Genomic DNA, 20,089 nt, shown 5'->3' with positions numbered 1-20,089 from the left:
GTCAATCTCTGTCCGATACACCCCGATTGTCGCGCAGCAGGTACCACTGAACCTTGTGGGGTGTGAAATGCGCTGCCGCTGCACGATTCCATAGTGGCGTGGTGTGGTCGCCGACGATGAAGATGTCGGTCGGCGGCAAGCCCGGGTCCTTGGCGATCGTTGCGACGCTGTCAAAGACGTCGGCCCACAACTCGGTCAACTCGCAGACTTGCGTGTGTGCTATCGCGGCTGCATCGCTGCCGCACTTTAGCTCGCCTTCCTGCTTGCGCACGTAAGGTATGTGGGAGTTCAGCGTCAGCCAGTACAAGAATTTCCGCTCGGCCGGTTGTTCCGTCAGCCGGTCGCGGATGGCGTCCGCGACATCCTTGTCGCACAGGCCCGCAAACACGCTGCCGCAGCGCCGGCGAAACCTATCATCGGTGCTCGTCAGACTCTCGAGGAAGTGCAATTCCTGAAAACCAATTCGTGGATACCACGTCTCCCGTTCGAACATCTTTTGAGAAAAGCCGTGATAGGAGATGGTGCGGTAGCCGCGATCAGCCAGTGCGGCCGGGAGGCAGTCATAGGCGGTCTGGTCAAGATAATCCGTGTGATCACCCCATTGCCCGCAGAGTTCGCGAGATTCAGCCCCGGTTGTCGAACCCTCGAAATTGCTGAGACCGCTCGAAAGCCTGTAGCGCCCGGTATCGAGGGCCGCCTGAAGGCGGTTTGAGAGAATTGCAGCATGCGCGGGGTTGGACAATGCACCAAGCCCCTCCACCATGACGAACAGCACGTTGCGACCACCGTCCGCTATGGCTGCGGCGTTGAAGTTATTGATCGAGAGGGCGCTCTCGAATGATTGAGCAGGCTGCTTGAGGAAAGGGCGATTGATATGGCGCTCAAACGACGCCAGGCCGATTGCGACCAGAACCGCTGGCAGCATCATTGCGCCTTGCAAGGCCTGACGATTGCGGTTCACGAGGCAGGCGATTGCAACGCCATTGGCGACAAAGAAGCCGAGCACCACCAGGTAGAAGACCGATGAGGTGAGATCCAGAGACGCCATGTAGCGCATGGACTGGATCGCAGTATCGAACGGCAGATGGAACGCCGCCATGGCCACGAGGCTCAAATCGGCGACGGCAATGAGTGGGAATAGAAGGTAGGCCAGCGCAGGTCGGGCGCGCAGTGCAAGTGGGCCTGCGAATACGTAGAGGAGTGGTGAAAGCGGTCGCGCGGCCACGTAGAACGGCAAGACCAGAAGCATTGCCAGATTGGGCGCCACACCGAGGATCAATGCAAATCGCCACGCCCTCGCATTCAACAATGAGGGCACCGACCGCGCTGCTATCGCGGATATGGCTTGCGAACCCATTCTCTTTCTCTCTCCCGCTTGGTTGGGAGAGGATAACGGCACCTTCTTTAGATTATACTACCATCGCTGCGGGCATTTTCTTCTGAAGATGTATTCAGAGTCGAGTTCGCCCCGAGCTGAGCAGGCATCCCCTATTGAAATGCCTCCTTGGTACAAGACTTACCGGGTCGGAATCGGGACGTCGCCGCGATAGTCGTAGAAGCCGCGGCCAGACTTGCGGCCGAGCCAGCCGGCTTCGACATATTTCACCAGGAGCGGGCAGGGGCGATACTTCGAATCCGCCAGGCCGTCATAGAGTACCTGCATGATCGACAGGCAGGTATCGAGGCCGATGAAGTCGGCAAGCTGCAGCGGGCCCATCGGATGGTTGGCGCCAAGTTTCATGGCGGTGTCGATGGCCTCGACGCTGCCGACGCCTTCGTAAAGCGTATAGATCGCCTCGTTGATCATCGGCAGCAGGATGCGGTTGACGATGAAAGCCGGGAAATCTTCGGCGACCGTCACGGTCTTGTCGAGCGTCGCGACGAATTCCTTGGCGGTCTTGAAGGTCTGCTCGTCAGTGGCGATGCCGCGCACGAGTTCGACGAGCTTCATGACCGGAACCGGGTTCATGAAGTGGATGCCCATGAAATGCTCGGGGCGATCGGTGGCCGAGGCCAGGCGGGTAATCGACAGAGAAGAGGTGTTGGTCGCCAGAATCGCTTCAGGCTTGAGGATCGGACAAACCTGGCCGTAGATCTTGCGCTTGATCGTTTCGTCTTCGGTGACGGCTTCGATCACGAGGTCGGCCTGCGACAGGTCGTTGATGTCGGAGGAACCCTTGATCAGCGCAAGCGCCGCCTTGCGCGCCTCGTCGGTCATCTTGCCGGAGGATACCTGGCGGGCGAGGTTGCCGTTGATGGTGGCAAGGCCCGCTTCGATCCGTTCAGCGGCAAGATCGTAGATCTGCACCTTGTATCCGGCGATTGCCGAAACATGCGCAATGCCGCAGCCCATTTGCCCGGCACCAATAACTCCGACCGTCTTGATCATTGCGGCGAACATCCATCTTCAAGTGGGCGGCCAGGCCGCCTCAGACACGCAAACCGGGCCGGTTTGGCCGGCCCGGTAGATTGTTAATGCCAAGTCCACGCTTTTGCCAGCCCTTTTCATGGGCGGCGGCGGGCGGGTCTTGCCGTGGGTTACAGGGCCTTCTGCAATTCCGGCAGGGCGTCGAAGAGATCGGCAACCAGGCCGTAGTCGGCGACCTGGAAGATCGGCGCCTCCTCGTCCTTGTTGATCGCGACGATAACCTTGGAGTCCTTCATGCCGGCGAGATGCTGGATCGCACCGGAGATGCCGCAGGCGATGTAGAGATCGGGCGCGACCACCTTGCCGGTCTGGCCGACCTGCCAGTCGTTCGGGGCGTAACCGGCATCGACGGCGGCGCGGGAGGCACCGACGGCGGCACCGAGCTTGTCGGCGACCGGCAGGATGACTTCCTGGAACTTCTCGGAGGAACCGAGGGCGCGACCGCCGGAGATGATGATCTTCGCCGAGGTCAGCTCCGGACGGTCGGACGACGACAGCGCGTCGGCGACGAAGGCGGAGACGCCCGGGTTGGCGGCCGCCGCAACGCTTTCGATCGCAGCCGAACCGCCTTCGGCAGCGGAGGCGAAGGCGGCGGTGCGCACGGTGATGACGCGCTTGGCTTCCGTCGTCTGCACCGTCTGGATGGCGTTGCCGGCATAGATCGGCCGCTTGAAGGTGTCGGCAGAGACGACCTCGATGATTTCCGAGACCTGAGAAACGTCGAGCAGGGCGGCGACGCGCGGCATGACGTTCTTGCCGACCGAGGTCGCGGCGGCAACGATCGTGTCGTAGCTGCCGGCGAGCGAGACGATCAGCGCCGCCAGCGGCTCGGCGAGGTTGTTGGCGAGCGAAGCGTCGGCGGCGACGAGCACCTTCGCAACGCCGGCAAGCTTGGCGGCCTGTTCGGCCGCCGTCTTGGCGCCGGCACCGGCGACCAGCACATGCACATCGCCGCCGATCTTCGAGGCAGCAGTCAGCGCCTTGGCGGTCTGGTCGGAAAGGTGGTTGCTGTCGTGGTCAGCCAGAAGAAGAATGGCCATGATGATATCTCCCTTTGCTGAACTTAGAGGACGCCGGCTTCGGTCTTGAGCTTCTCGACGAGCTCGGCGACCGACTTGACCTTGATGCCGGCCTTGCGGCCCGACGGCTCCTCGGTCTTCAGCACCTTGAGGCGGGCGGCGGTGTCGACGCCGAAGTCGGCAGGCGACTTCTTGTCGAGCGGCTTCTTCTTCGCCTTCATGATGTTCGGCAGCGAGGCGTAGCGCGGCTCGTTCAGGCGCAGGTCGGTGGTGACCACCGCCGGCAGCTTGATGTCGATCGTCTGCAGGCCACCGTCGACCTCGCGGGTGACGGTCGCCTTGCCGTCGCCGATCTCGACCTTGGAGGCGAAGGTGCCCTGGGCCCAGCCCAAGAGGGCCGACAGCATCTGGCCGGTCTGGTTCGAGTCGTCGTCGATCGCCTGCTTGCCGACGATGATCAGGCCCGGCTGTTCGGCCTCGGCCACACCCTTGACGAGCTTGGCGACGGCGAGCGGCTCGACCTGGTCCTCGGTCTCGACGAGGATGGCGCGGTCCGCACCCATGGCGAGCGCGGTGCGCAGCGTCTCTTCGGCCTTGGCCGGACCAACGGAAACGACGACAACTTCACTCGCCTTGCCGGCTTCCTTCAGTCGCAGCGCCTCTTCGACCGAGATTTCGTCGAACGGGTTCATCGACATCTTCACATTCGCAAGCTCGACGCCCGAACCGTCTGCCTTCACGCGGATCTTGACGTTGTAGTCAACCACCCGCTTCACCGTCACAAGTATTTTCATGGATTCTTCCCTCCAAGAGCTTTCGCAGGAAAATGCGCCTTAACGGAGCCGCCTGATTGTCGGTTGGCGACATCGATACGCGTTTTTTCTCCAATTACAATCGCTGTGCATGGCGCTAAATCGATATAACCCCGAGAATTGGAATGACGTTTACGTACACGTAAGATAGGCGGATGGCAAGCGGCTTCCGAGGCCGGTCGCCTGCAGGTCGTCAAGGCATGGCCAGTGTCAGGCAAGTCCTTGAAATGGCGCCCGATCCGGGCCGAATGAGTGGGAGCGGCGAGGGCGCGCTCAGGTCTGGCGCCCCCAGGGCATCGGCGGTTTTGTCGCATCCGCAGGCGGCTGTTGTCCCGCCGTAATGGGTTCCGCCTTGTGCCGGACGGCGCGCGGCGTGACGAGGGTGCGGTCGAAAAGCGGCACATCGCGGCGTCGCAAAATGACCACCAGGACGAGGCCGGCGACAATGCCGCCGACATGGGCGCTCCAGGAAACGCCGCTGCCGGGATCGACGACCAGCATGAAGAACTGCTGGCCGATCCAGAAGGCCAGCGGAATGGCGGCTGGCAGGGGCAGTGGGATGCGGAAGAACACCAGAACCCAGACCCGCACCTTCGGATGCAGAAGGAAATAGGCGGCAACGACGCCGGAGATCGCGCCGGATGCGCCGATCAGCGGTGCTTCGGACGCCGGATCGAAAAGCCCGTGGGCGAGCGCCCCTGCGGCGGCGCAGAGAAGATAGAAGGCGAGATAGCGGAAATGCCCGAGCGCGTCCTCGACATTGTCGCCGAACACCCAGAGAAACAGCATGTTCATCGCCAGGTGCATGAAGTCGCCATGCAGGAAGGAATAGGTGACGAAGGTGAAGCCGTCGGGAACGATGACCAGCGAAGGGTCGAGTTGGGCATAGTCGAAGATGAGCGCCGGAATATAGCCGAAGCCGAGGATGGCGGCGTTGGCGATCTCTTCCGAGGCGATCGGCCCGGTGATCAGCCAGACGGCGATGTTGATGGCGATCAGGCTGATGGTGACGTACTGGACCTTGATGTGCTTCAGGGTGTTCGTATCGTGAAGCGGTATGAACATGCGATCTCCCGAAGCGCGGATCATGCCAAAGTTCCCCGCGGGGAACTTTGTGGAAGCGGACGTTATCTGTTTTTTCCGGGAATCCAAAGGACGTCGGCTTGACCTTTGTCATTTGCCGAGCGCGCCGCGACGAACAGGAAATCGGAGAGCCGGTTGATATAGGCGATCGCTTCGGCACTGACGATCTCGCCTTCGACATTGGCGAGCGCCACCATCTGCCGCTCTGCCCGCCGCGCCACGGTGCGGGCGACATGCAGCGCGGCGGAAGCGGGGCTGCCGGCCGGTAGCACGAAGGAGCGCAGTGGCTGAAGGTCGGCATTCAGCCGGTCGATTTCGGTCTCGAGCCAGGTCACCTGCGCTGCGACGATGCGAAGCGGCTCATATTGCGGCGGCTCGCCCGTATCCGGGGTCGCCAGATCGGCGCCGAGATCGAAGAGGTCGTTCTGGATCCGCATCAGCGCGTCGTCGAGTGCGGAGATATCGGCCGTGTGCTGTCGCGCCAGGCCGACGAAGGCGTTGGTTTCGTCCACCGCGCCATAGGCATCGACCCGGAGGTCGCTCTTGAGGCGGCGCGGACCTGCAACGAGCCCGGTGGTGCCGTTGTCACCCGTCCGGGTATAGATCTTGTTGAGCTTCACCATCTATCGTCACGGTCCTCTAGGGCAATTCCAGGAAAGGTGTGGAACGGCTTTCCGTCCGGAATTGCGTCATCCAGGTCGGGCAATTCCAGGAAAGGTGTGGAACGGCTTTCCGCCTGGAATTGCGTCATCTAGGTCGGACGGCCGCCGCCGGTGAGCCACAGCGTCACCATGATCAGGACGATGGCGATCGCCTGCAACAGCACGCGTGCCTGCATCAGCTTGTTGGAGGTGTTGCCGCTGCCGCCCTTCGCCATGTTCACGAGACCACGGATCAGGACGATCACGACCAAGCCCATGATGAACAGGGTCAGGCCGGTAAAGAAGCTGGACATCGAACTCTTCCTTGCAATTCTACTTCAGCCAAGTCGGCCGATGATGCGATAAAACAATGCAGCCGGCAGGAGTTTTTTCAGAAGCGCGCCCTGCCTGGCGGGCCTTGTTACAATATAGTGCGGTTTGGGTTTCTTTGCTGTCAGCGCGTGCTTCAAAACCGCATAAACCGCATCGGGGCCGAGCTTGCCCGGGGCGGGTTTGCCTTCGCCCCTGAGGCGCCGCATCTGTCGTTCGTATTCGGCGCGGTGCACCGAATTCTTGAGATCGATGAAGCGCTCGATATAGCCGATCGCATTGGTCGTGAATTTAGAGGCGATCGGCCCGGGCTCGATGAGGCTCACCTCGATGCCGCTGCCGGCAAGTTCCATCTTGAGGGTGAGCGACAGCCCCTCGATCGCAAACTTGGAGGCGTTGTAGGCGCCACGCCAGCGATAGGGCACGATGCCGAGGATCGAGGAACACTGCACGATGCGGCCGCGCCCACGCGCTCGCATGGCCGGGATCACCCGCCGCGTCAGGTCGTGCCAGCCGATGACGTTGGTCTCGAGTTGAAGCCGAAGCGCTTCGGTCGGCAGGTCCTCGACCGCACCCGCCTGGCCATAGGCGCCATTGTTGAACAGCGCGTCGATCCGTCCGCTGGAAAGCGCGAGCACCGTGTCGGCCAGGGCGGCAATGGTTTCCGGCTTGGTATAGTCCATCAGGAAGGTTTCGATGCCTTCGGCCTCAAGGGACTGGCGGTCTTCTTCCCGACGCACGGTCGCAAAGACCCGCCAGCCATCGGCGTGGAGCGCGCGCGCGCAATAGGCGCCGATCCCGGATGAACATCCGGTGACAATGATTGTGGGGCGATCAGTCATCCGATCGATTCCTGTAGAAATCCTGCCTCCGTTTCCCATATTCATCGGCGGGATACAATTGAATTGCGCAAGCCGGAACCCGCCAGCGTTGTCGCCGTTGCGATTGTGTCAAGCCAAGGAAACGGTACCGGGACAACGGCGCGGGAGCGTGCGGTCTCGGGGCCCTTTAGGATTGGAGTGGAATGCCAGCATTCATACGCATCACCTGGAAAGTCGTATTCGATGCGCTCTGGCATTTCAGCCTCGATGACGGTTGGGCGATGGCAAGCCATGTGGCTCTGTCGTCGCTGCTTGCCGTCTTTCCCTTTCTGATCTTCGGCACTGCGCTTGGTAGCTTTCTCGGCGCCGATCAGTTCGCCGAAACGGCTGTACACCTGATATTCGACGCCTGGCCGGAATCGATCGCCAAACCTGTCGCCGACGAGATCGTGCGGGTGTTGACGATCCCGCGCGGTGGGCTCTTGACCGTTTCCGTTCTCGCCGCGGCCTATTTCGCCTCCAACGGCGTGGAGGCGCTGCGCGTCTCGCTGAACCGCGCCTATCGCGTCAGCGAGAGCCGCTACTGGTACGTGACCCGGCTTGCGAGCCTTGGCTTCGTGCTTGCCGGCGTGCTGATCCTGGCGGCGCTCAGCATCCTCTTGGTCGCGGTGCCGCTGGCGGTACGTTACGCCGGAGAATGGTGGCCGTGGTTCGGCGGCGTGCTGGCAACCGTCGACAACTGGAGCCTGCCGCTCGCCCTGGTCGTTTTGACCGGTGGACTTCTGGTGTCGCATCTCTGGCTGCCCGATGGCCATCGCAAGGTGGTCGACGTGCTGCCCGGCATCGTGCTGACGCTCGTCTGCTGGACGATCGGTGCCTACGCCTTCGCTTCCTATCTCGCGACCTTCGCCACCTATGTCTCGACCTATGCGGGCCTGGCGTCGATCATGATCGTGCTCGTGTTCCTCTACATGATCGCGGCGATCTTTATCATCGGCGCCGAGATCAATGCCGCGATCCTGAAATACCGGGTCAAGCGCATGGTGCGGCGGAGCTTTCAGTTCCGCAATGGAAACGAGGCCGTTCGCGAAGAACAGGATCTAGACGATTAACGCCCGGACCTCTTCCGGAGTGCGACCGGCGGCGCGGAACGCCGCTATGCCGGTATCCTGGTTGCTCTTGGACAGCTTGCGGCCATCCGGTCCGAGGATCAGCCGGTGGTGGTGGTAAAGCGGCTGCGGTAGCTCCAGAAGCCGCTGCAGCAGCCGGTGCACGGAAGTCGCATGATAGAGATCGCGGCCACGCACGACATGGGTGATGCCCTGCAGCGCATCATCGACGACGACGGACAGATGATAGCTCGACGGTGCATCGGAGCGCGACAGGATGACGTCGCCCCAGGCGGTAGGGTTGGCCAGGATGACGCCAGCTTCGCCCATTGGGCCGGCACCGCTCTCGTCCCAGGTGAGAGGGGTGCCTCCGAGGAGACTGATCGCCCTCTGCATGTCGAGCCGCCAGGCATAGGCTCTGCCGCTTGCGAGCAAGTCTGCTCGCTCGCGCGCCGAACAGGTGCGTTCGCGACCGGGATAGAGCGGGCTGCCGTCCGGATCGCGCGGCCAGCTCCGGCCGTCGACCTCGGCCTCGGCGACGGCCGCCTTGATCTCGCCGCGGGTCATGATCGAAGGGTAGACCACGCCGAGCTCGTTCAGCCGTTCGAGAGCTGACGCATAGGCATCGAGGTGGTCCGACTGGCGGCGCACGGGACGCTCCCAGTCCAGGCCGAGCCAAGCGAGATCTCTCAAGATTGCGGCCTCGAATTCCGGGCGGCAACGGGTCTGGTCGATATCCTCGATGCGCAGCAGGAAGCGGCCGTTCGTGGCCTTCGCCATGTCGTGGTTCAGCACCGCGGAGAGCGCGTGGCCGAGGTGTAGCAGGCCGTTCGGGCTGGGGGCAAAGCGGAAAACGGGTGGCGTGTCTGGCATCCTTTCCCTTTGCCATGGAAGGGGTATAAAAATCATCCGCTTTGTGGAGGCATCATGCGGATCATCCGGACACATGAGGATATCGAGGCCGGGCTTTCCGGTCTGGTGATGCTGGATGCGCGCCTGGAGCACGTGGTCGCCAAGGCCGGGCCGGTGCCGCTTCGGCGAACCGATCCCGGTTATCGCGGCCTTGCCAGCATCATCGTGTCGCAGATGGTCTCGAAGGCGAGTGCCGCGGCGATCTGGCGGCGGATGGAGGAGAGGCTCGGCGAGGTCACGGCATCCGGGGTGATTTCGCTCAGCGATGAGGACTGCCGCGCAATCGGTCTTTCACGCGCCAAGGCGGATGCGCTGCGTCGCGTCGCCGAGGTGGTGGTTGCAGGCGAAATCGATCTCGATGCGATCTGCGACGCCGAGGCGACCGAGGCGATCCGGGACCTGACGGCGATCAAGGGCGTGGGACGATGGACGGCGGAGGTCTATCTCTTGTTTTGCGCCGGCCACCCGGACGTCTTCCCCTCCGGCGACATAGCGCTGCAGAACGCGATCGGCCACGGACTGGGCCTCGAATTGCGCCCGACCGCACGCGAAATTGATTCGCTCGCCGCCTCCTGGTCGCCTTGGCGCAGCGTCGCCGCGCGGCTCTTCTGGGCCTATTACGCACAGGAAATGCGCCGCGATGCTGTTCCTGTGACACCTTGAAGGAAAAAGCGAATCCAGCGAGCGCATTTTTCTTTCCGGCTTCACAATCCTGTTGCAACGGGCCTAATATAGAAGGTGCAGATGCCGAATCGATCAGGAGAATACGCTTGACGATTGCAGTCTCACCACAGGCCTTACCAGCGCTCGTCTTGAACGCTGACTATCGGCCGCTGAGTTACTACCCCTTGTCGCTTTGGTCCTGGCAGGACGCGATCAAGGCAGTCTTCCTTGACCGCGTACACATCCTTGCCGAGTACGAACATTCGGTGTCGTCTCCGAGTTTCTCGATGCGACTGCCGAGCGTTGTTTGCCTCAAGAGCTACGTGCAGCCCTCGCGCCACCCGGCCTTCACCCGGTTCAACGTGTTCCTGCGCGATAAATTCGAATGCCAGTATTGCGGTTCGCCCGACGATCTTACCTTCGATCACGTGGTACCCCGCGCTCACGGCGGCCAGACGACATGGGACAACGTCGTCGCAGCCTGCTCTCCCTGCAATCTGCGCAAGGGCAGCAAGCTGCCGAAGCAGGCCGGCATGTTCCCGCACCAGAGGCCCTACCAGCCGACGGTACAGGACCTGCACAACAACGGCCGGCTCTTTCCGCCGAACCATCTGCATGAAAGCTGGATGGACTATCTCTACTGGGACGTCGAACTGCAGCCCTGACGCTGTTCGTGCCTTCTTGCCGGATCAAGCCCCGGAGGGGGATCAGGGCAGGTGCGTGCGTTCGCCAACCCCTCGTCGGGTTGTCACGCGATGCTGTCCGTTTTCCTGGAGCGATCCGGGATCAGCGCGCCTTCGCAGCGCCGCGAAGCGCGATCGCTGCAAGGATCAGGCTGGCGATCACGTTCCATCCGGCGAAGGAAAGGCCGAGCACCCGCAATGCGGCTTCCGTGCAGGACGGGCCATGCTTCGAGTCAAGGTCGCCGAGCAGGTCGCCGACATTGGACGACACACCCTGCGCCGTCGTGGCACAGGTGGACGGCCCTTCCCAGAAGTGCCATTCCGCGCCCGCGTGATAGACGCCCATGCCGGCGCCGACGAGCATCAGGATGCCGATGATGGCAAGCAGCGTGCGCGTCAGCCATACGGGCAGCTTCAGCGCGCTGGTGATGATGGCGAGGATGCCGACCGGAATGCCCCAGTAATAGGGGTCGCGCTGCAGCAGGCAGAGCGCGCAGGGGATGTAGCCGCCAATATGCTCGAAGCCAAGCGCCCCGCCGACGGTTGCCGCCATGCCGAGGGTCACGACAATGGCGATCAGCAGGTGCTGGCGGGATTGGGTGGCGGCGTCGATCATCTATACCTCGCGGGCGGCAGGCCTATGGAAACCGGCACTTGCCGCGGTGCAGACTGGATGGCGTCTTCTTAGGCAGGATCGCTCGCGCTGTAAATCGCGGTGGCCGCGACAAGTCCGCACGCTTTCGTGATTGTCCGCGTGGCATCTTGAAAATGATGGTTGACCATCGCGAAATCCTTCGTGTAAATCCGAGCCGCTGATATCGCACTTCCCTGAGCCCCATTGGCGGAATTGGTAGACGCGCTCGACTCAAAATCGAGTTCCGAAAGGAGTGCTGGTTCGACCCCGGCATGGGGCACCAATACTAAAACAGCATTGTTTTTGTTGATTTTTTGCCTCTAGATATCCAGAAAACTTCCACCATCCTGAAAAGCTGGACACTTTTGTTCCGGTTTTGATCGACCCTATTCTTCCTCAACATCCTTATTCATCAGCCCGACAGCGCTCCTGGCGAGACGTTTTTGATTTGCCGCCTTCGTGTAGCGGGTCACCTCTTTCGCGGTCGCGTGTCCGGTGATCGACTTGACCTGATGCTCTGTCGCGCCGCGATCGGCATCAGCTAAGCGCCAGGCGGGGCCTTGGTGATCAGACCAATATGCGAAGGCCGCCGACGGAGTGCAATGTGCCGCCCGAAAGGGCTAATGTGATTGCTGCCGGCCTTCGGGTACTGTCTTGGAAAGCGCAAATTTTACGGTGTCCCGTCCTTTTTAGGAGTGACCCGATGACCTCCAGAATGTCGGCGATGTTCGTTCTGATCGCGGCGGTTTCGTCTGGTCTCGTCAGCAATGCCGATGCCCACCAGGCGCGCGCACACTGGAAATACCCGCCCGCGTGCTGCAAAGGGAATGAGGTACGTGGGGATTGCGAACCAATACCCCGCGCCGAAATCAGGAAGGGGCCAAAAGGGTTTTCGGTTCACCTCCATGCCGGCGATCACCACCTTGCAACGAGAGAGCACTGGTTTTTCGTTCCCTACGGAAACGAGCTTCCATCCGGCGACAGTGATTTTCACATTTGCCTTCACCCGACCGAAGACTACGTGAATTGCTTCTTTGCCCCACCGGACGGATTCTAAGCGGAACAAAAAAGGCCCGGCGACGTTCTCGTTACTATCCTTTGGTGCCGGTACATGCGCGGTCGACGGCACCGGGCGGCAATTTTCGGTATCATTCTCAGTCCACCCCGCTTGGACGCCGCTCTGGTTATTGAAGAGGGGCAAGCGAAGGTGTTAGGTGCGCTGCAGCACAAATCTGTCATGGCAGCGTCATGTTACCGAAAATCGAGATCTACGACGAACTCTACCGCGCCTTTCGCTGGCAGATCCCGGAAAAGTTCAATATCGGCGTGGCGGTCAGTGACGCCTGGGCTGCACGGGAGTCGCAGCGCGTCTGTCTGCAGCATTTCGATCCCGGTGGCGCGCATCGGACGCTGACCTACGGCGCCTTCGCTCGGCAATCCTCCGCCTTTGCGCAAGGGCTCTCAGGAGAGGGCATTGCGCCGGGCGAGCGCGTCGCGATCCTGCTGCCGCAAGGGTTCGAGGCGGCGATCGCCCATGCGGGGATCTATAAGCTCGGTGCCATTGCACTGCCGTTGGCACTTCTCTTCGGTGTCGAGGCGCTCGAATACCGGCTGAGGGATGCCGGCGTTTCGGCTGTTGTCACCAACAACTTTGGCTTCGAGCGCGTGGCCGCAATCCGGGATCGGTTGCCGGAGCTGCGTCTGGTGGTGTTGGCGGAAGAACAGCCGCAGCCGGGTACGATCACCTTTTCTTCACTTGCCTCGGGTGATCCCGTTGGCTTCGTGCCGGCGGATACCGGTCCGGACGATCCGGCTTTAATGATCTACACCTCGGGCACCACGGGGCCGCCGAAGGGCGCGCTGCACGGGCACCGGGTGCTGCTCGGTCATCTGCCGGGCTTCGAGTTTCATCATCACTTCCTGCCGCAGCCTGGCGACCGGATGTGGACGCCGGCGGACTGGGCCTGGGCGGGAGGGCTGCTCAACGCGCTGTTGCCGTCGCTGCTGCATGGCGTGCCCGTCGTATCGTCGCCGGCGCAGAAGTTCGACCCGCATACGGCGTTCCGTATCTTGGAAGAAATGGACGTGCGCAACGCCTTTATTCCACCGACGGCGCTTCGGCTGATGAAGGCGGTGGAGAAGCCGCGCGAGCGTTATCGCCTCAATCTCCGGACCATCGGCTCGGCCGGGGAATCCCTCGGCCGCGAGACCTATGAATGGGCGAAGGCAGCGCTCGGTCTCGAAGTCAGTGAATTCTACGGCCAGACCGAGTGCAACATCGTCATCTCGTCAGCCGCCGATCTCGGCGTTGTCAAGCCGGGATCGATGGGTAAGGCGGCACCGGGCCACCGGGTGGCGATCATCGACGGCGAGGGTCACGAACTGCCGCCCGGCAGTGTCGGCCAGGTGGCGGTGGGGCGGCCGGACCCGGTGATGTTTCTCGGCTATTGGGGCAACGAGGCGGCGACCGAGAAGAAATTCATCGGCGACTGGATGACGACGGGCGACCAGGGGGTGATGGACGAGGAGGGGTATTTCACCTTCTTCGGCCGCGATGACGACGTCATCACCTCGTCCGGTTACCGCATCGGCCCCGGCGAAATCGAGGATTGCCTTGCCGGTCACCCGGATGTGCAACTGGCCGCTGCCGTCGGCAAACCCGATCCGGTCCGCACGGAGATCGTCAAGGCCTATGTCGTCCTGCGGCCTGGCGTGGACGGTGACGAGCGGGTTGCGACCTCCATTCGCGAGTGGGTGAAGACCCGGCTGTCAATGCACGAGTATCCGCGCGAAATCGCCTTCGTCGACAGCCTGCCGCTGACGACCTCGGGCAAGGTTATCAGACGGTTCCTGCGTGAACGGGCGGCAGCGGAGGCGCGCGGCGACTGAGGCCGCGAGCGGCGGCGCGGCTCTGCCGGAACGGCTCTCAATTTAGCGCCCGGCCAGTGCCTTGATCTTGTCGCGCAGCATGCGCGCCATGTTGCGGGTGTTGCGGTAGAGGTGGAGCTGGGCTGCGACCTGACGCACGTCGCGGTCACGGGTCTGCTGCAGGCCGATGACCAGCGTACCCATTTCCTCGCGCTCCTGCCAGAAGCGGCTCATGACCGGGTGATCCGGCACGGCGCAGGAATCGGAGCGGGCGATGTTGGCATCGTCGAGGTGCCATTCCGTCAGCTCGGCCAGCAGCAGCTTACCCGGGGAGAACTTGGCATAGCGTTCGTCATAGGCCGTCTTCCAGGTATAGGCCTCACCCGACATCAGGAACACCACCATGGATGCGATCGCCCGGCCATCGAGGTCGAGCGTGTGGATGCGCACGCTGTCGCCGTCAGCAAGATTGGTGATCGCCTCGCGGGCAAAGGCCGCACGGAACCGGTCGAGCACCATGGCGCTGCGACCCTTTCCCTTCCATCCGGACGCTTCGAGCGCCAGGAATTCCTCCATGCGCAGGCGGATCTCGGCGGGTTGACGGGCGACGGAATAGTTCAGCGCGCCCTGTTTTTCCAGGTTGTTCCACTGCCGCCGCAGCTCGCGGAAATGCGCCGGGCTGATGGCGTTGCGCAGATAGGTCGGGCCATCGAGCAGGCTTTCGAGCATGGGGCGGCTGTAGGTGTCCGTTACCGTCAGCGGCAGGTTGCGGCCGATGGCAACGGCGCGCGTGAGGCGGGCCACCTTGCCGTTGAGGCGCATGTCGGGAAGGACGAGCACCGAGGGCAAGCCGCCGGAGGGGGCGGCTAAGGCCTCGAACAGATTGTCGAGGGTCTCTGCCGCATCCTCCGCGTCCAGCAGCGGGACGCCGAGCGGACCGAAAGGGTTGGACCAGGCGCGAATGATCGGCGCGCCGATCGAGAAGCCCGGCTTTTCGATCGAGAACGGCATCAGGAACCGTAGCCGGCTGCGGCGTTCATCGTTGTCACGCATGATCGCGAGGCGGATCACCCGGTCTTCGAGGCGGGGCATCGCGGGGGCGAGAAAGCGCCCGGTGAAGAAAACGTTCGGTTCCAGGGCCCGGTTCGACAGGAAGTCGAGCTCGCGTTGCAAATCGTAGCCGGCCTTCGCCGGGTAGATGGCGAGATGGCGTCCAGGGCGGCCGACCTCGATCATATGTTCCGCGGTCGGGCCTGCATCGCCAGGTTGCGCCAGCCCGCCAAGGACTCGGGCGGCCCGACTGTTTGCATCGCTCGGAAGATTGGTATTGCCGATCATGGATGGACAGTCCCGTTGTTATCATTGCCGGCGCGCACGCTCGCGAAGGCGAAAAGCGCGAAACCGAAGGTATGCCGGACGGCGATATGCAGCAACAGCGCCTCGACGAACATTGCACCTGCGGTTGCAAGAGCGGCGCCGGTCAGTCCGAGGAGAGGGATGAGGCTGAGGTTGAGTGCGATGTTGGCAACCAGCGCGCCGGCGTAGAGGATCACGCAGAGTGTCTGCTGGCCCGCCATGGTCAGAAGCGTTTCCGCCGGCCCGACGAAGGCCTTGGCGAGAATGCCGCCGAAGAGGATCATCATCAAGGGCATGCCGGTGACGAAGGCCGGCCCGAAGAGCGAGAGCAGGAACGGGCCTGCGAGCAGCACCAGCGCGCCGACCAGCAGCGACGGCCAGAAGGCCCAACGCGCGCTTTCGATCGCGATACCCGCGAGCTGCCTGCGGTCACGGGCCATGGCGTTCGAAACGCGGGGGCCCGCCGCCGCCTTGACGGCGAACATGACGAAGTGCACCAGCGCCATGGTTTTGGCGGCGGCGAAATAGATCGCGACGTCATCGGGATCGAGATAGAGGCCGACGATCACGACGTCGGAGTTGGTCAGCAGAAAGCCGAAACCATCGACCAGGAAAATGGGGATCGAAACCCGGAGCCAGCGGCCAAGCTCGGCACGCCGCGGCCCTTCCTCGTAGCGCGAGCGGAGACGATAGGTCAGCACGAGGAACTGCGAGACGGTGGTGGCATAGGCGGCGGCCATGGCAGCGACCATGGCGGTTTGCGCCGTGTGCGGCGCGCCCGCCGAGACCGCCAGCACCATGAAGGCGAGGACCAGCAGGGGACGAATGATGAAGGTGGGGCTCATGGCCGAGAGCGCCCAGCCATGGGCCCGCGACGTTCCGTCCATGACGTCGCCAAGGGCGATCATCGGCAGGGTGAAGAGGCCGAGATGGAGCGGCACGAGATAATAGGCCTCGACGTGCTCTGAAAAGAGCCAGATGCCGAGCAAGCCGACGACGGCGACCGCGGTGGCGGAGGTGAGGGCGAAAACACGCACTGTCGTCGTCACGCCGCGGATTTCGTCGAGTGCGGCAGTCGCCTGATATTCCGGCAGGAAGCGGATCACGACGGAATGGAAGCCGACGCAGGAGAGGCTGCCGAAGAGGATCACCAGGACCCAGACGAAGACGAAGATGCCGTATTCGAACTCGCCCATCATCCGGGCCAGGATGATCTGCGACAGGAAAGCGATGGCTGCGCTGAGGATGCGAACCGTGAAGGCGACGATCGCCATGCGGCGAGCCGTGTTCTTCATGTCGGAGCCGGTCAGGATGGCAACAACTGCGCCGATCATCGCGGACAGGCGGTGTCTCATCGCCGACGGCAGCATTCGTCCGGCCGTTTGACATACCGCCATGAACACGAGAACACCCTGAGATTACGCAATACAGGGTTTCACTACTGCCAGAACAGCGTTAACAAAGGGTTCAGTGCGGTTGTATTGGCGAGATGAGGCCATGCCGATAAGCGATGGTGAGCGAGAGCGGATGATGCGGGCGAAATCGATCGGCCCGCGCATGATTGGCTATCTCGAGGAGATCGGCATCGAGCGGCTTGCTGATCTGAAAACGGCGGATGCCGAGGAGCTCGCCTTCCGCATCAACGCCACGCTCGGTCGCCGCCACATCAATCGCCTGGGCATTCACGCGCTCGAAAACCTCATCGCCTACGCCAAGTCGTTCGATCGTTAAGTAGCTCGCGGTCTTTCAGATCAGCTGCTTGCGCTTTGAGTTTTGATAGACTGCTGCGCACTTTTGCGCCTTGGAAAGCGCGTAAGCCGAAACGAAAATGCCGCCCGAAGGCGGCACTTCTTGCAAAAGGGCATGGGCGCGGGCGAAACCCCAAGCTATCTCTCGTCTCGCTTATGCCTCGTAGACGCCGTGGCAGTGCTTGTACTTCTTGCCGGAGCCGCAGGGGCAGAGTTCGTTGCGCGAGACCTTGCCCCAGGTCGACGGATCGTTCGCATCGCGTTGCACGGGAGCGGGGGCCAGAAGCGTTCCAGCGCCGCCACCGAAATCGTCTTCGCCGGTCAACGGATCGATATGGTGGCCGTGCATGACCGGCGGTGCCGGCTGCGGCGCTTCGGCTGCTTCGCGCACCAGCTCGACGCGCATGAGTTGTGCGGTCACCGCCTGGCGCAGGTTGCCGAGCAGGGCCTGGAACAGTTCGAAGGCCTCGGACTTGTACTCCTGCAGCGGATCGCGCTGTGCGTAGCCGCGGAAGCCGATGACCGAGCGCAGATGGTCGAGGTTGACGATATGCTCGCGCCAGAGATGGTCGAGCGTCTGCAGCACGACCGAGCGTTCGACATATTGCATGATCTCGAGGCCGAAGCGTTCGGCGCGATCTGCCGCTTCCTTCTCGGCAGCGGCGGTGACGCGCTCGAGAATATCGGCCTCGTCGATGCCTTCCTCGGCAGCCCATTCGACGACCGGCAGATCGAGATTGAGGTATTGCTGCACGTCGGCCTTCAGGCCCTCGACGTCCCACTGCTCGGCATAGGCGCGCTCCGGGATGCGCTTGCTGACCATGTCCTCGATGACTTCGGTGCGCATGTCGGTCACGGTTTCGGTGACGTTCTCGGCATCCATCAGTTCAATGCGCTGCTCGAAGATCACCTTGCGCTGATCGTTGAGAACGTCGTCGTATTTCAGGAGGTTCTTGCGGATGTCGAAGTTGCGCGCTTCGACCTTCTTCTGGGCGCGCTCGAGCGCCTTGTTGATCCAGGGATGGACGATCGCTTCGCCTTCCTTGAGGCCCAGCTTCTGCAGCATGCTGTCCATGCGGTCAGATCCGAAGATGCGCATCAGGTCGTCCTGGAGCGAAAGGTAGAACTTCGAACGGCCCGGGTCGCCCTGACGGCCAGAACGGCCGCGAAGCTGGTTGTCGATGCGGCGGCTCTCGTGACGCTCGGTCGCGAGGACGTAGAGGCCGCCGGCAGCAAGCGCCTGCTCCTTCAACTTCTGCACTTCGGCGCGGATCGCTTCGATGCGCTGGTCGCGCTCTGGACCCGGCTCGACGTCGGCAAGCTCCTGCTGGATGCGCATGTCGACGTTGCCGCCGAGCTGAATGTCGGTACCACGACCGGCCATGTTGGTGGCGATCGTGACCGCACCCGGCACGCCGGCCTGGGCGACGATGAAGGCTTCCTGCTCGTGATAGCGGGCGTTCAGCACCTGGAACTTGCCGAATCCGGACTTCTTGAGGAGATCGGCCAACTGCTCGGACTTTTCGATCGAGGTCGTGCCGACCAGCATCGGCTGGCCGCGCTCATGTGCCGACTTGATTTCGTCGATGATGGCCTTGAGCTTTTCGCCGGCGGTCCGGTAGACCTCGTCGTCCTCGTCGATGCGCTGGATCGGCAGGTTGGTCGGCACTTCGACCACTTCGAGGCCGTAGATGTTGCCGAACTCTTCCGCTTCGGTCGCCGCCGTACCGGTCATGCCGCCGAGCTTGGAATACATGCGGAAATAGTTCTGGAAGGTGATCGAGGCGAGGGTCTGGTTCTCGGGCTGGATCTGCACCTTTTCCTTGGCTTCGAGCGCCTGGTGCTGGCCTTCGGAATAGCGCCGTCCCGGCATCATGCGGCCGGTGAACTCGTCGATGATGACGATCTCGCCGTTGCGGACGATGTAGTCCTTGTCGCGGGTGAAGAGCTTGTGGGCCTTGAGCGCGTTGTTGACGTGATGGACGATCGCGACGTTTTCGATGTCGTAGAGCGTTTCACCCTTCAAGAGACCCGCCTGACGCAGCAGGTTCTCGAGCTTCTCCGTGCCGTCTTCCGAGAAATTGGCGGAGCGCTGTTTCTCGTCGATTTCGTAGTCCTCGGGCGAAAGCAGCGGGATGAAATCGTTGATCGTGTTGTAGAGATCGGAGCGGTCGTCGAGCGGACCGGAGATGATCAGCGGCGTGCGCGCCTCGTCGACCAGGATCGAGTCCACTTCGTCGACGATGGCGAAGAAGTGACCGCGCTGGACCATCTGTCCGCGTTCGTACTTCATGTTGTCGCGCAGATAGTCGAAGCCGAGCTCGTTGTTGGTCGCATAGGTGATGTCGCAGGCGTAGGCGTCGCGGCGCTGCTCGTCGGTCAGACCGTGGACGATGACGCCGGTCGTCATACCGAGGAAGCCGTAGACGCGCCCCATGGTGCCGGCGTCGCGCTGGGCGAGGTAGTCGTTGACGGTAACGACGTGCACGCCCTTGCCGGCAAGGGCATTCAGGTAGACGGGGAGGGTCGCGACGAGGGTCTTGCCTTCACCGGTCTTCATTTCGGCGATCGCGCGTTCGTGCAGGATCATGCCGCCGATGAGCTGAACGTCAAACGGGCGCAGACCAAGAACGCGCAGCGCGGCTTCGCGCACGACCGCAAAGGCCGGAACCAGGAGGTCATCGAGCGTCTTGCCCTCTTCCAGCTGCTTGCGGAACTCCACCGTCTTGGCTGCGAGCGCCTCATCCGACAAAGCCTTCATTTCGGCTTCAAGAGCGTTGATGGCATCCACCCGACCCTTGTAGCCGCGGACGCGGCGATCATTGGCGGAACCAAACAACTTGCGGGCTAGGCCGCCGAGACTGACCATATGAATGGTCCTTTCTTTTTTGTTGCCTAGGGTCCCATGGCCGCGCCGCAAAAACCGCGCAATGCCGCGAAACGCCCGGAAACTGTTCTGGACGCGAGGTTGCGTGACAGATA

At 62.4% G+C, this 20,089-nt stretch carries 19 protein-coding genes and 1 tRNA gene; 7 read left to right on the top strand and 13 right to left on the bottom strand.

Features of this window, described 5'->3' with window-relative positions; all coding sequences use genetic code 11:
* Position 1: 1 nt before the first annotated feature.
* The 8 genes from QM996_RS13405 to QM996_RS13370 all read right to left on the bottom strand — a co-directional run bounded on the left by QM996_RS13405 (position 2) and on the right by QM996_RS13370 (position 7,155).
* A complete protein-coding gene (locus QM996_RS13405; RefSeq protein ID WP_500267904.1) occupies positions 2-1,357 on the bottom strand; it encodes an alkaline phosphatase family protein in 1,356 nt (451 codons plus the stop codon).
* Between the two features lie 159 nt (positions 1,358-1,516).
* On the bottom strand, positions 1,517-2,389 hold the full coding sequence (locus QM996_RS13400; RefSeq protein ID WP_500267903.1) for a 3-hydroxybutyryl-CoA dehydrogenase: 873 nt from the start codon (positions 2,387-2,389) through the stop codon (positions 1,517-1,519).
* Between the two features lie 149 nt (positions 2,390-2,538).
* The gene (locus QM996_RS13395; RefSeq protein ID WP_500267902.1) at positions 2,539-3,468 is read right to left on the bottom strand and encodes an electron transfer flavoprotein subunit alpha/FixB family protein; all 930 of its coding nucleotides are present in this window, start codon (positions 3,466-3,468) and stop codon (positions 2,539-2,541) included.
* Positions 3,469-3,491: 23 nt separating this feature from the next.
* Positions 3,492-4,241 carry an electron transfer flavoprotein subunit beta/FixA family protein gene (locus tag QM996_RS13390; protein ID WP_500267901.1) on the bottom strand — a complete coding sequence of 250 codons (750 nt, stop codon included), beginning with the start codon at positions 4,239-4,241 and terminating at the stop codon, positions 3,492-3,494.
* Between the two features lie 291 nt (positions 4,242-4,532).
* The gene (locus tag QM996_RS13385; protein ID WP_500267900.1) at positions 4,533-5,324 is read right to left on the bottom strand and encodes a rhomboid family intramembrane serine protease; all 792 of its coding nucleotides are present in this window, start codon (positions 5,322-5,324) and stop codon (positions 4,533-4,535) included.
* Positions 5,325-5,386: 62 nt separating this feature from the next.
* Complete coding sequence (locus tag QM996_RS13380) at positions 5,387-5,965, bottom strand: ATP:cob(I)alamin adenosyltransferase (protein ID WP_500267899.1); 579 nt, start codon at positions 5,963-5,965, stop codon at positions 5,387-5,389.
* 128 nt (positions 5,966-6,093) lie between these two features.
* On the bottom strand, positions 6,094-6,297 hold the full coding sequence (locus QM996_RS13375; protein ID WP_429820712.1) for a twin transmembrane helix small protein: 204 nt from the start codon (positions 6,295-6,297) through the stop codon (positions 6,094-6,096).
* Between the two features lie 24 nt (positions 6,298-6,321).
* Positions 6,322-7,155 (bottom strand): Rossmann-fold NAD(P)-binding domain-containing protein, encoded by an 834-nt coding sequence (locus QM996_RS13370; protein ID WP_500267898.1) that lies wholly within the window; start codon positions 7,153-7,155, stop codon positions 6,322-6,324.
* A 182-nt stretch (positions 7,156-7,337) separates the two neighbouring features.
* Here QM996_RS13370 and QM996_RS13365 point away from each other — a divergent pair, with 182 nt between their 5' ends.
* Entirely contained in the window at positions 7,338-8,246 is a 909-nt protein-coding gene (locus tag QM996_RS13365) for a YihY/virulence factor BrkB family protein (RefSeq protein ID WP_429820708.1), read from the top strand.
* Here the strand turns inward: QM996_RS13365 and gluQRS are convergent.
* On the bottom strand, positions 8,235-9,116 hold the full coding sequence (gene gluQRS / locus QM996_RS13360; protein ID WP_500267897.1) for a glutamyl-Q tRNA(Asp) synthetase: 882 nt from the start codon (positions 9,114-9,116) through the stop codon (positions 8,235-8,237). The genes QM996_RS13365 and gluQRS overlap by 12 nt on opposite strands.
* 54 nt (positions 9,117-9,170) lie before the next feature.
* Between gluQRS and QM996_RS13355 the strand changes: the two genes are divergently transcribed.
* Positions 9,171-9,818 carry a DNA-3-methyladenine glycosylase family protein gene (locus QM996_RS13355; protein ID WP_500267896.1) on the top strand — a complete coding sequence of 216 codons (648 nt, stop codon included), beginning with the start codon at positions 9,171-9,173 and terminating at the stop codon, positions 9,816-9,818.
* A gap of 107 nt (positions 9,819-9,925) precedes the next feature.
* Positions 9,926-10,483 carry an HNH endonuclease gene (locus QM996_RS13350; protein WP_500267895.1) on the top strand — a complete coding sequence of 186 codons (558 nt, stop codon included), beginning with the start codon at positions 9,926-9,928 and terminating at the stop codon, positions 10,481-10,483.
* A 121-nt stretch (positions 10,484-10,604) separates the two neighbouring features.
* On the opposite strand, the gene QM996_RS13345 is transcribed toward QM996_RS13350, so the two are convergent.
* Positions 10,605-11,117 carry a disulfide bond formation protein B gene (locus tag QM996_RS13345; RefSeq protein ID WP_500267894.1) on the bottom strand — a complete coding sequence of 171 codons (513 nt, stop codon included), beginning with the start codon at positions 11,115-11,117 and terminating at the stop codon, positions 10,605-10,607.
* Between the two features lie 216 nt (positions 11,118-11,333).
* Between QM996_RS13345 and QM996_RS13340 the strand changes: the two genes are divergently transcribed.
* The 3 genes from QM996_RS13340 (at position 11,334) to QM996_RS13330 (ending at position 14,024) form a co-directional block, all read left to right on the top strand.
* Positions 11,334-11,418 (top strand) — tRNA-Leu (locus QM996_RS13340).
* A gap of 420 nt (positions 11,419-11,838) precedes the next feature.
* Complete coding sequence (locus QM996_RS13335; protein WP_500267893.1) at positions 11,839-12,192, top strand: hypothetical protein; 354 nt, start codon at positions 11,839-11,841, stop codon at positions 12,190-12,192.
* A gap of 191 nt (positions 12,193-12,383) precedes the next feature.
* Positions 12,384-14,024, top strand: a complete 1,641-nt coding sequence (locus QM996_RS13330) for an acyl-CoA synthetase family protein (RefSeq protein ID WP_500267892.1) — start codon at positions 12,384-12,386, stop codon at positions 14,022-14,024.
* A 42-nt stretch (positions 14,025-14,066) separates the two neighbouring features.
* On the opposite strand, the gene QM996_RS13325 is transcribed toward QM996_RS13330, so the two are convergent.
* The gene (locus QM996_RS13325; protein WP_500267891.1) at positions 14,067-15,341 is read right to left on the bottom strand and encodes a GNAT family N-acetyltransferase; all 1,275 of its coding nucleotides are present in this window, start codon (positions 15,339-15,341) and stop codon (positions 14,067-14,069) included.
* On the bottom strand, positions 15,338-16,729 hold the full coding sequence (locus QM996_RS13320) for a lipopolysaccharide biosynthesis protein (protein ID WP_500270310.1): 1,392 nt from the start codon (positions 16,727-16,729) through the stop codon (positions 15,338-15,340). Before QM996_RS13320 ends, QM996_RS13325 begins: the two co-directional genes overlap by 4 nt.
* Before the next feature lie 127 nt (positions 16,730-16,856).
* On the opposite strand from QM996_RS13320, the gene QM996_RS13315 reads away from it, so the two are divergent.
* A complete protein-coding gene (locus QM996_RS13315) occupies positions 16,857-17,090 on the top strand; it encodes a hypothetical protein (RefSeq protein WP_500267890.1) in 234 nt (77 codons plus the stop codon).
* A 171-nt stretch (positions 17,091-17,261) separates the two neighbouring features.
* Here the strand turns inward: QM996_RS13315 and secA are convergent, their stop codons facing one another.
* Positions 17,262-19,976 carry a preprotein translocase subunit SecA gene (secA, locus tag QM996_RS13310; protein ID WP_500267889.1) on the bottom strand — a complete coding sequence of 905 codons (2,715 nt, stop codon included), beginning with the start codon at positions 19,974-19,976 and terminating at the stop codon, positions 17,262-17,264.
* Between the last annotated feature and the right edge of the window lie 113 nt (positions 19,977-20,089).

The organism is Sinorhizobium chiapasense, assembly GCF_045277575.1.
Lineage (GTDB): Bacteria > Pseudomonadota > Alphaproteobacteria > Rhizobiales > Rhizobiaceae > Ensifer > Ensifer chiapasense_A.
Note: the sequence above shows the minus strand (reverse complement) of the source record. Positions and strands in the feature narration are given on the sequence as shown.

Excerpts from the sequence above, each read along its gene's own strand:
- QM996_RS13405 (WP_500267904.1), bottom strand. The coding sequence starts at position 1,357 with ATGGGTTCGCAAGCCATATCCGCGATAGCAGCGCGGTCGGTGCCCTCA.
- QM996_RS13400 (WP_500267903.1), bottom strand. The coding sequence starts at position 2,389 with ATGATCAAGACGGTCGGAGTTATTGGTGCCGGGCAAATGGGCTGCGGC.
- QM996_RS13395 (WP_500267902.1), bottom strand. The coding sequence starts at position 3,468 with ATGGCCATTCTTCTTCTGGCTGACCACGACAGCAACCACCTTTCCGAC.
- QM996_RS13390 (WP_500267901.1), bottom strand. The coding sequence starts at position 4,241 with ATGAAAATACTTGTGACGGTGAAGCGGGTGGTTGACTACAACGTCAAG.
- QM996_RS13385 (WP_500267900.1), bottom strand. The coding sequence starts at position 5,324 with ATGTTCATACCGCTTCACGATACGAACACCCTGAAGCACATCAAGGTC.
- QM996_RS13380 (WP_500267899.1), bottom strand. The coding sequence starts at position 5,965 with ATGGTGAAGCTCAACAAGATCTATACCCGGACGGGTGACAACGGCACC.
- QM996_RS13375 (WP_429820712.1), bottom strand. The coding sequence starts at position 6,297 with ATGTCCAGCTTCTTTACCGGCCTGACCCTGTTCATCATGGGCTTGGTC.
- QM996_RS13370 (WP_500267898.1), bottom strand. The coding sequence starts at position 7,155 with ATGACTGATCGCCCCACAATCATTGTCACCGGATGTTCATCCGGGATC.
- QM996_RS13365 (WP_429820708.1), top strand. The coding sequence starts at position 7,338 with ATGCCAGCATTCATACGCATCACCTGGAAAGTCGTATTCGATGCGCTC.
- gluQRS (WP_500267897.1), bottom strand. The coding sequence starts at position 9,116 with ATGCCAGACACGCCACCCGTTTTCCGCTTTGCCCCCAGCCCGAACGGC.
- QM996_RS13355 (WP_500267896.1), top strand. The coding sequence starts at position 9,171 with ATGCGGATCATCCGGACACATGAGGATATCGAGGCCGGGCTTTCCGGT.
- QM996_RS13345 (WP_500267894.1), bottom strand. The coding sequence starts at position 11,117 with ATGATCGACGCCGCCACCCAATCCCGCCAGCACCTGCTGATCGCCATT.
- QM996_RS13335 (WP_500267893.1), top strand. The coding sequence starts at position 11,839 with ATGACCTCCAGAATGTCGGCGATGTTCGTTCTGATCGCGGCGGTTTCG.
- QM996_RS13330 (WP_500267892.1), top strand. The coding sequence starts at position 12,384 with ATGTTACCGAAAATCGAGATCTACGACGAACTCTACCGCGCCTTTCGC.
- QM996_RS13325 (WP_500267891.1), bottom strand. The coding sequence starts at position 15,341 with ATGATCGGCAATACCAATCTTCCGAGCGATGCAAACAGTCGGGCCGCC.
- QM996_RS13320 (WP_500270310.1), bottom strand. The coding sequence starts at position 16,729 with ATGCTGCCGTCGGCGATGAGACACCGCCTGTCCGCGATGATCGGCGCA.
- QM996_RS13315 (WP_500267890.1), top strand. The coding sequence starts at position 16,857 with ATGCCGATAAGCGATGGTGAGCGAGAGCGGATGATGCGGGCGAAATCG.
- secA (WP_500267889.1), bottom strand. The coding sequence starts at position 19,976 with ATGGTCAGTCTCGGCGGCCTAGCCCGCAAGTTGTTTGGTTCCGCCAAT.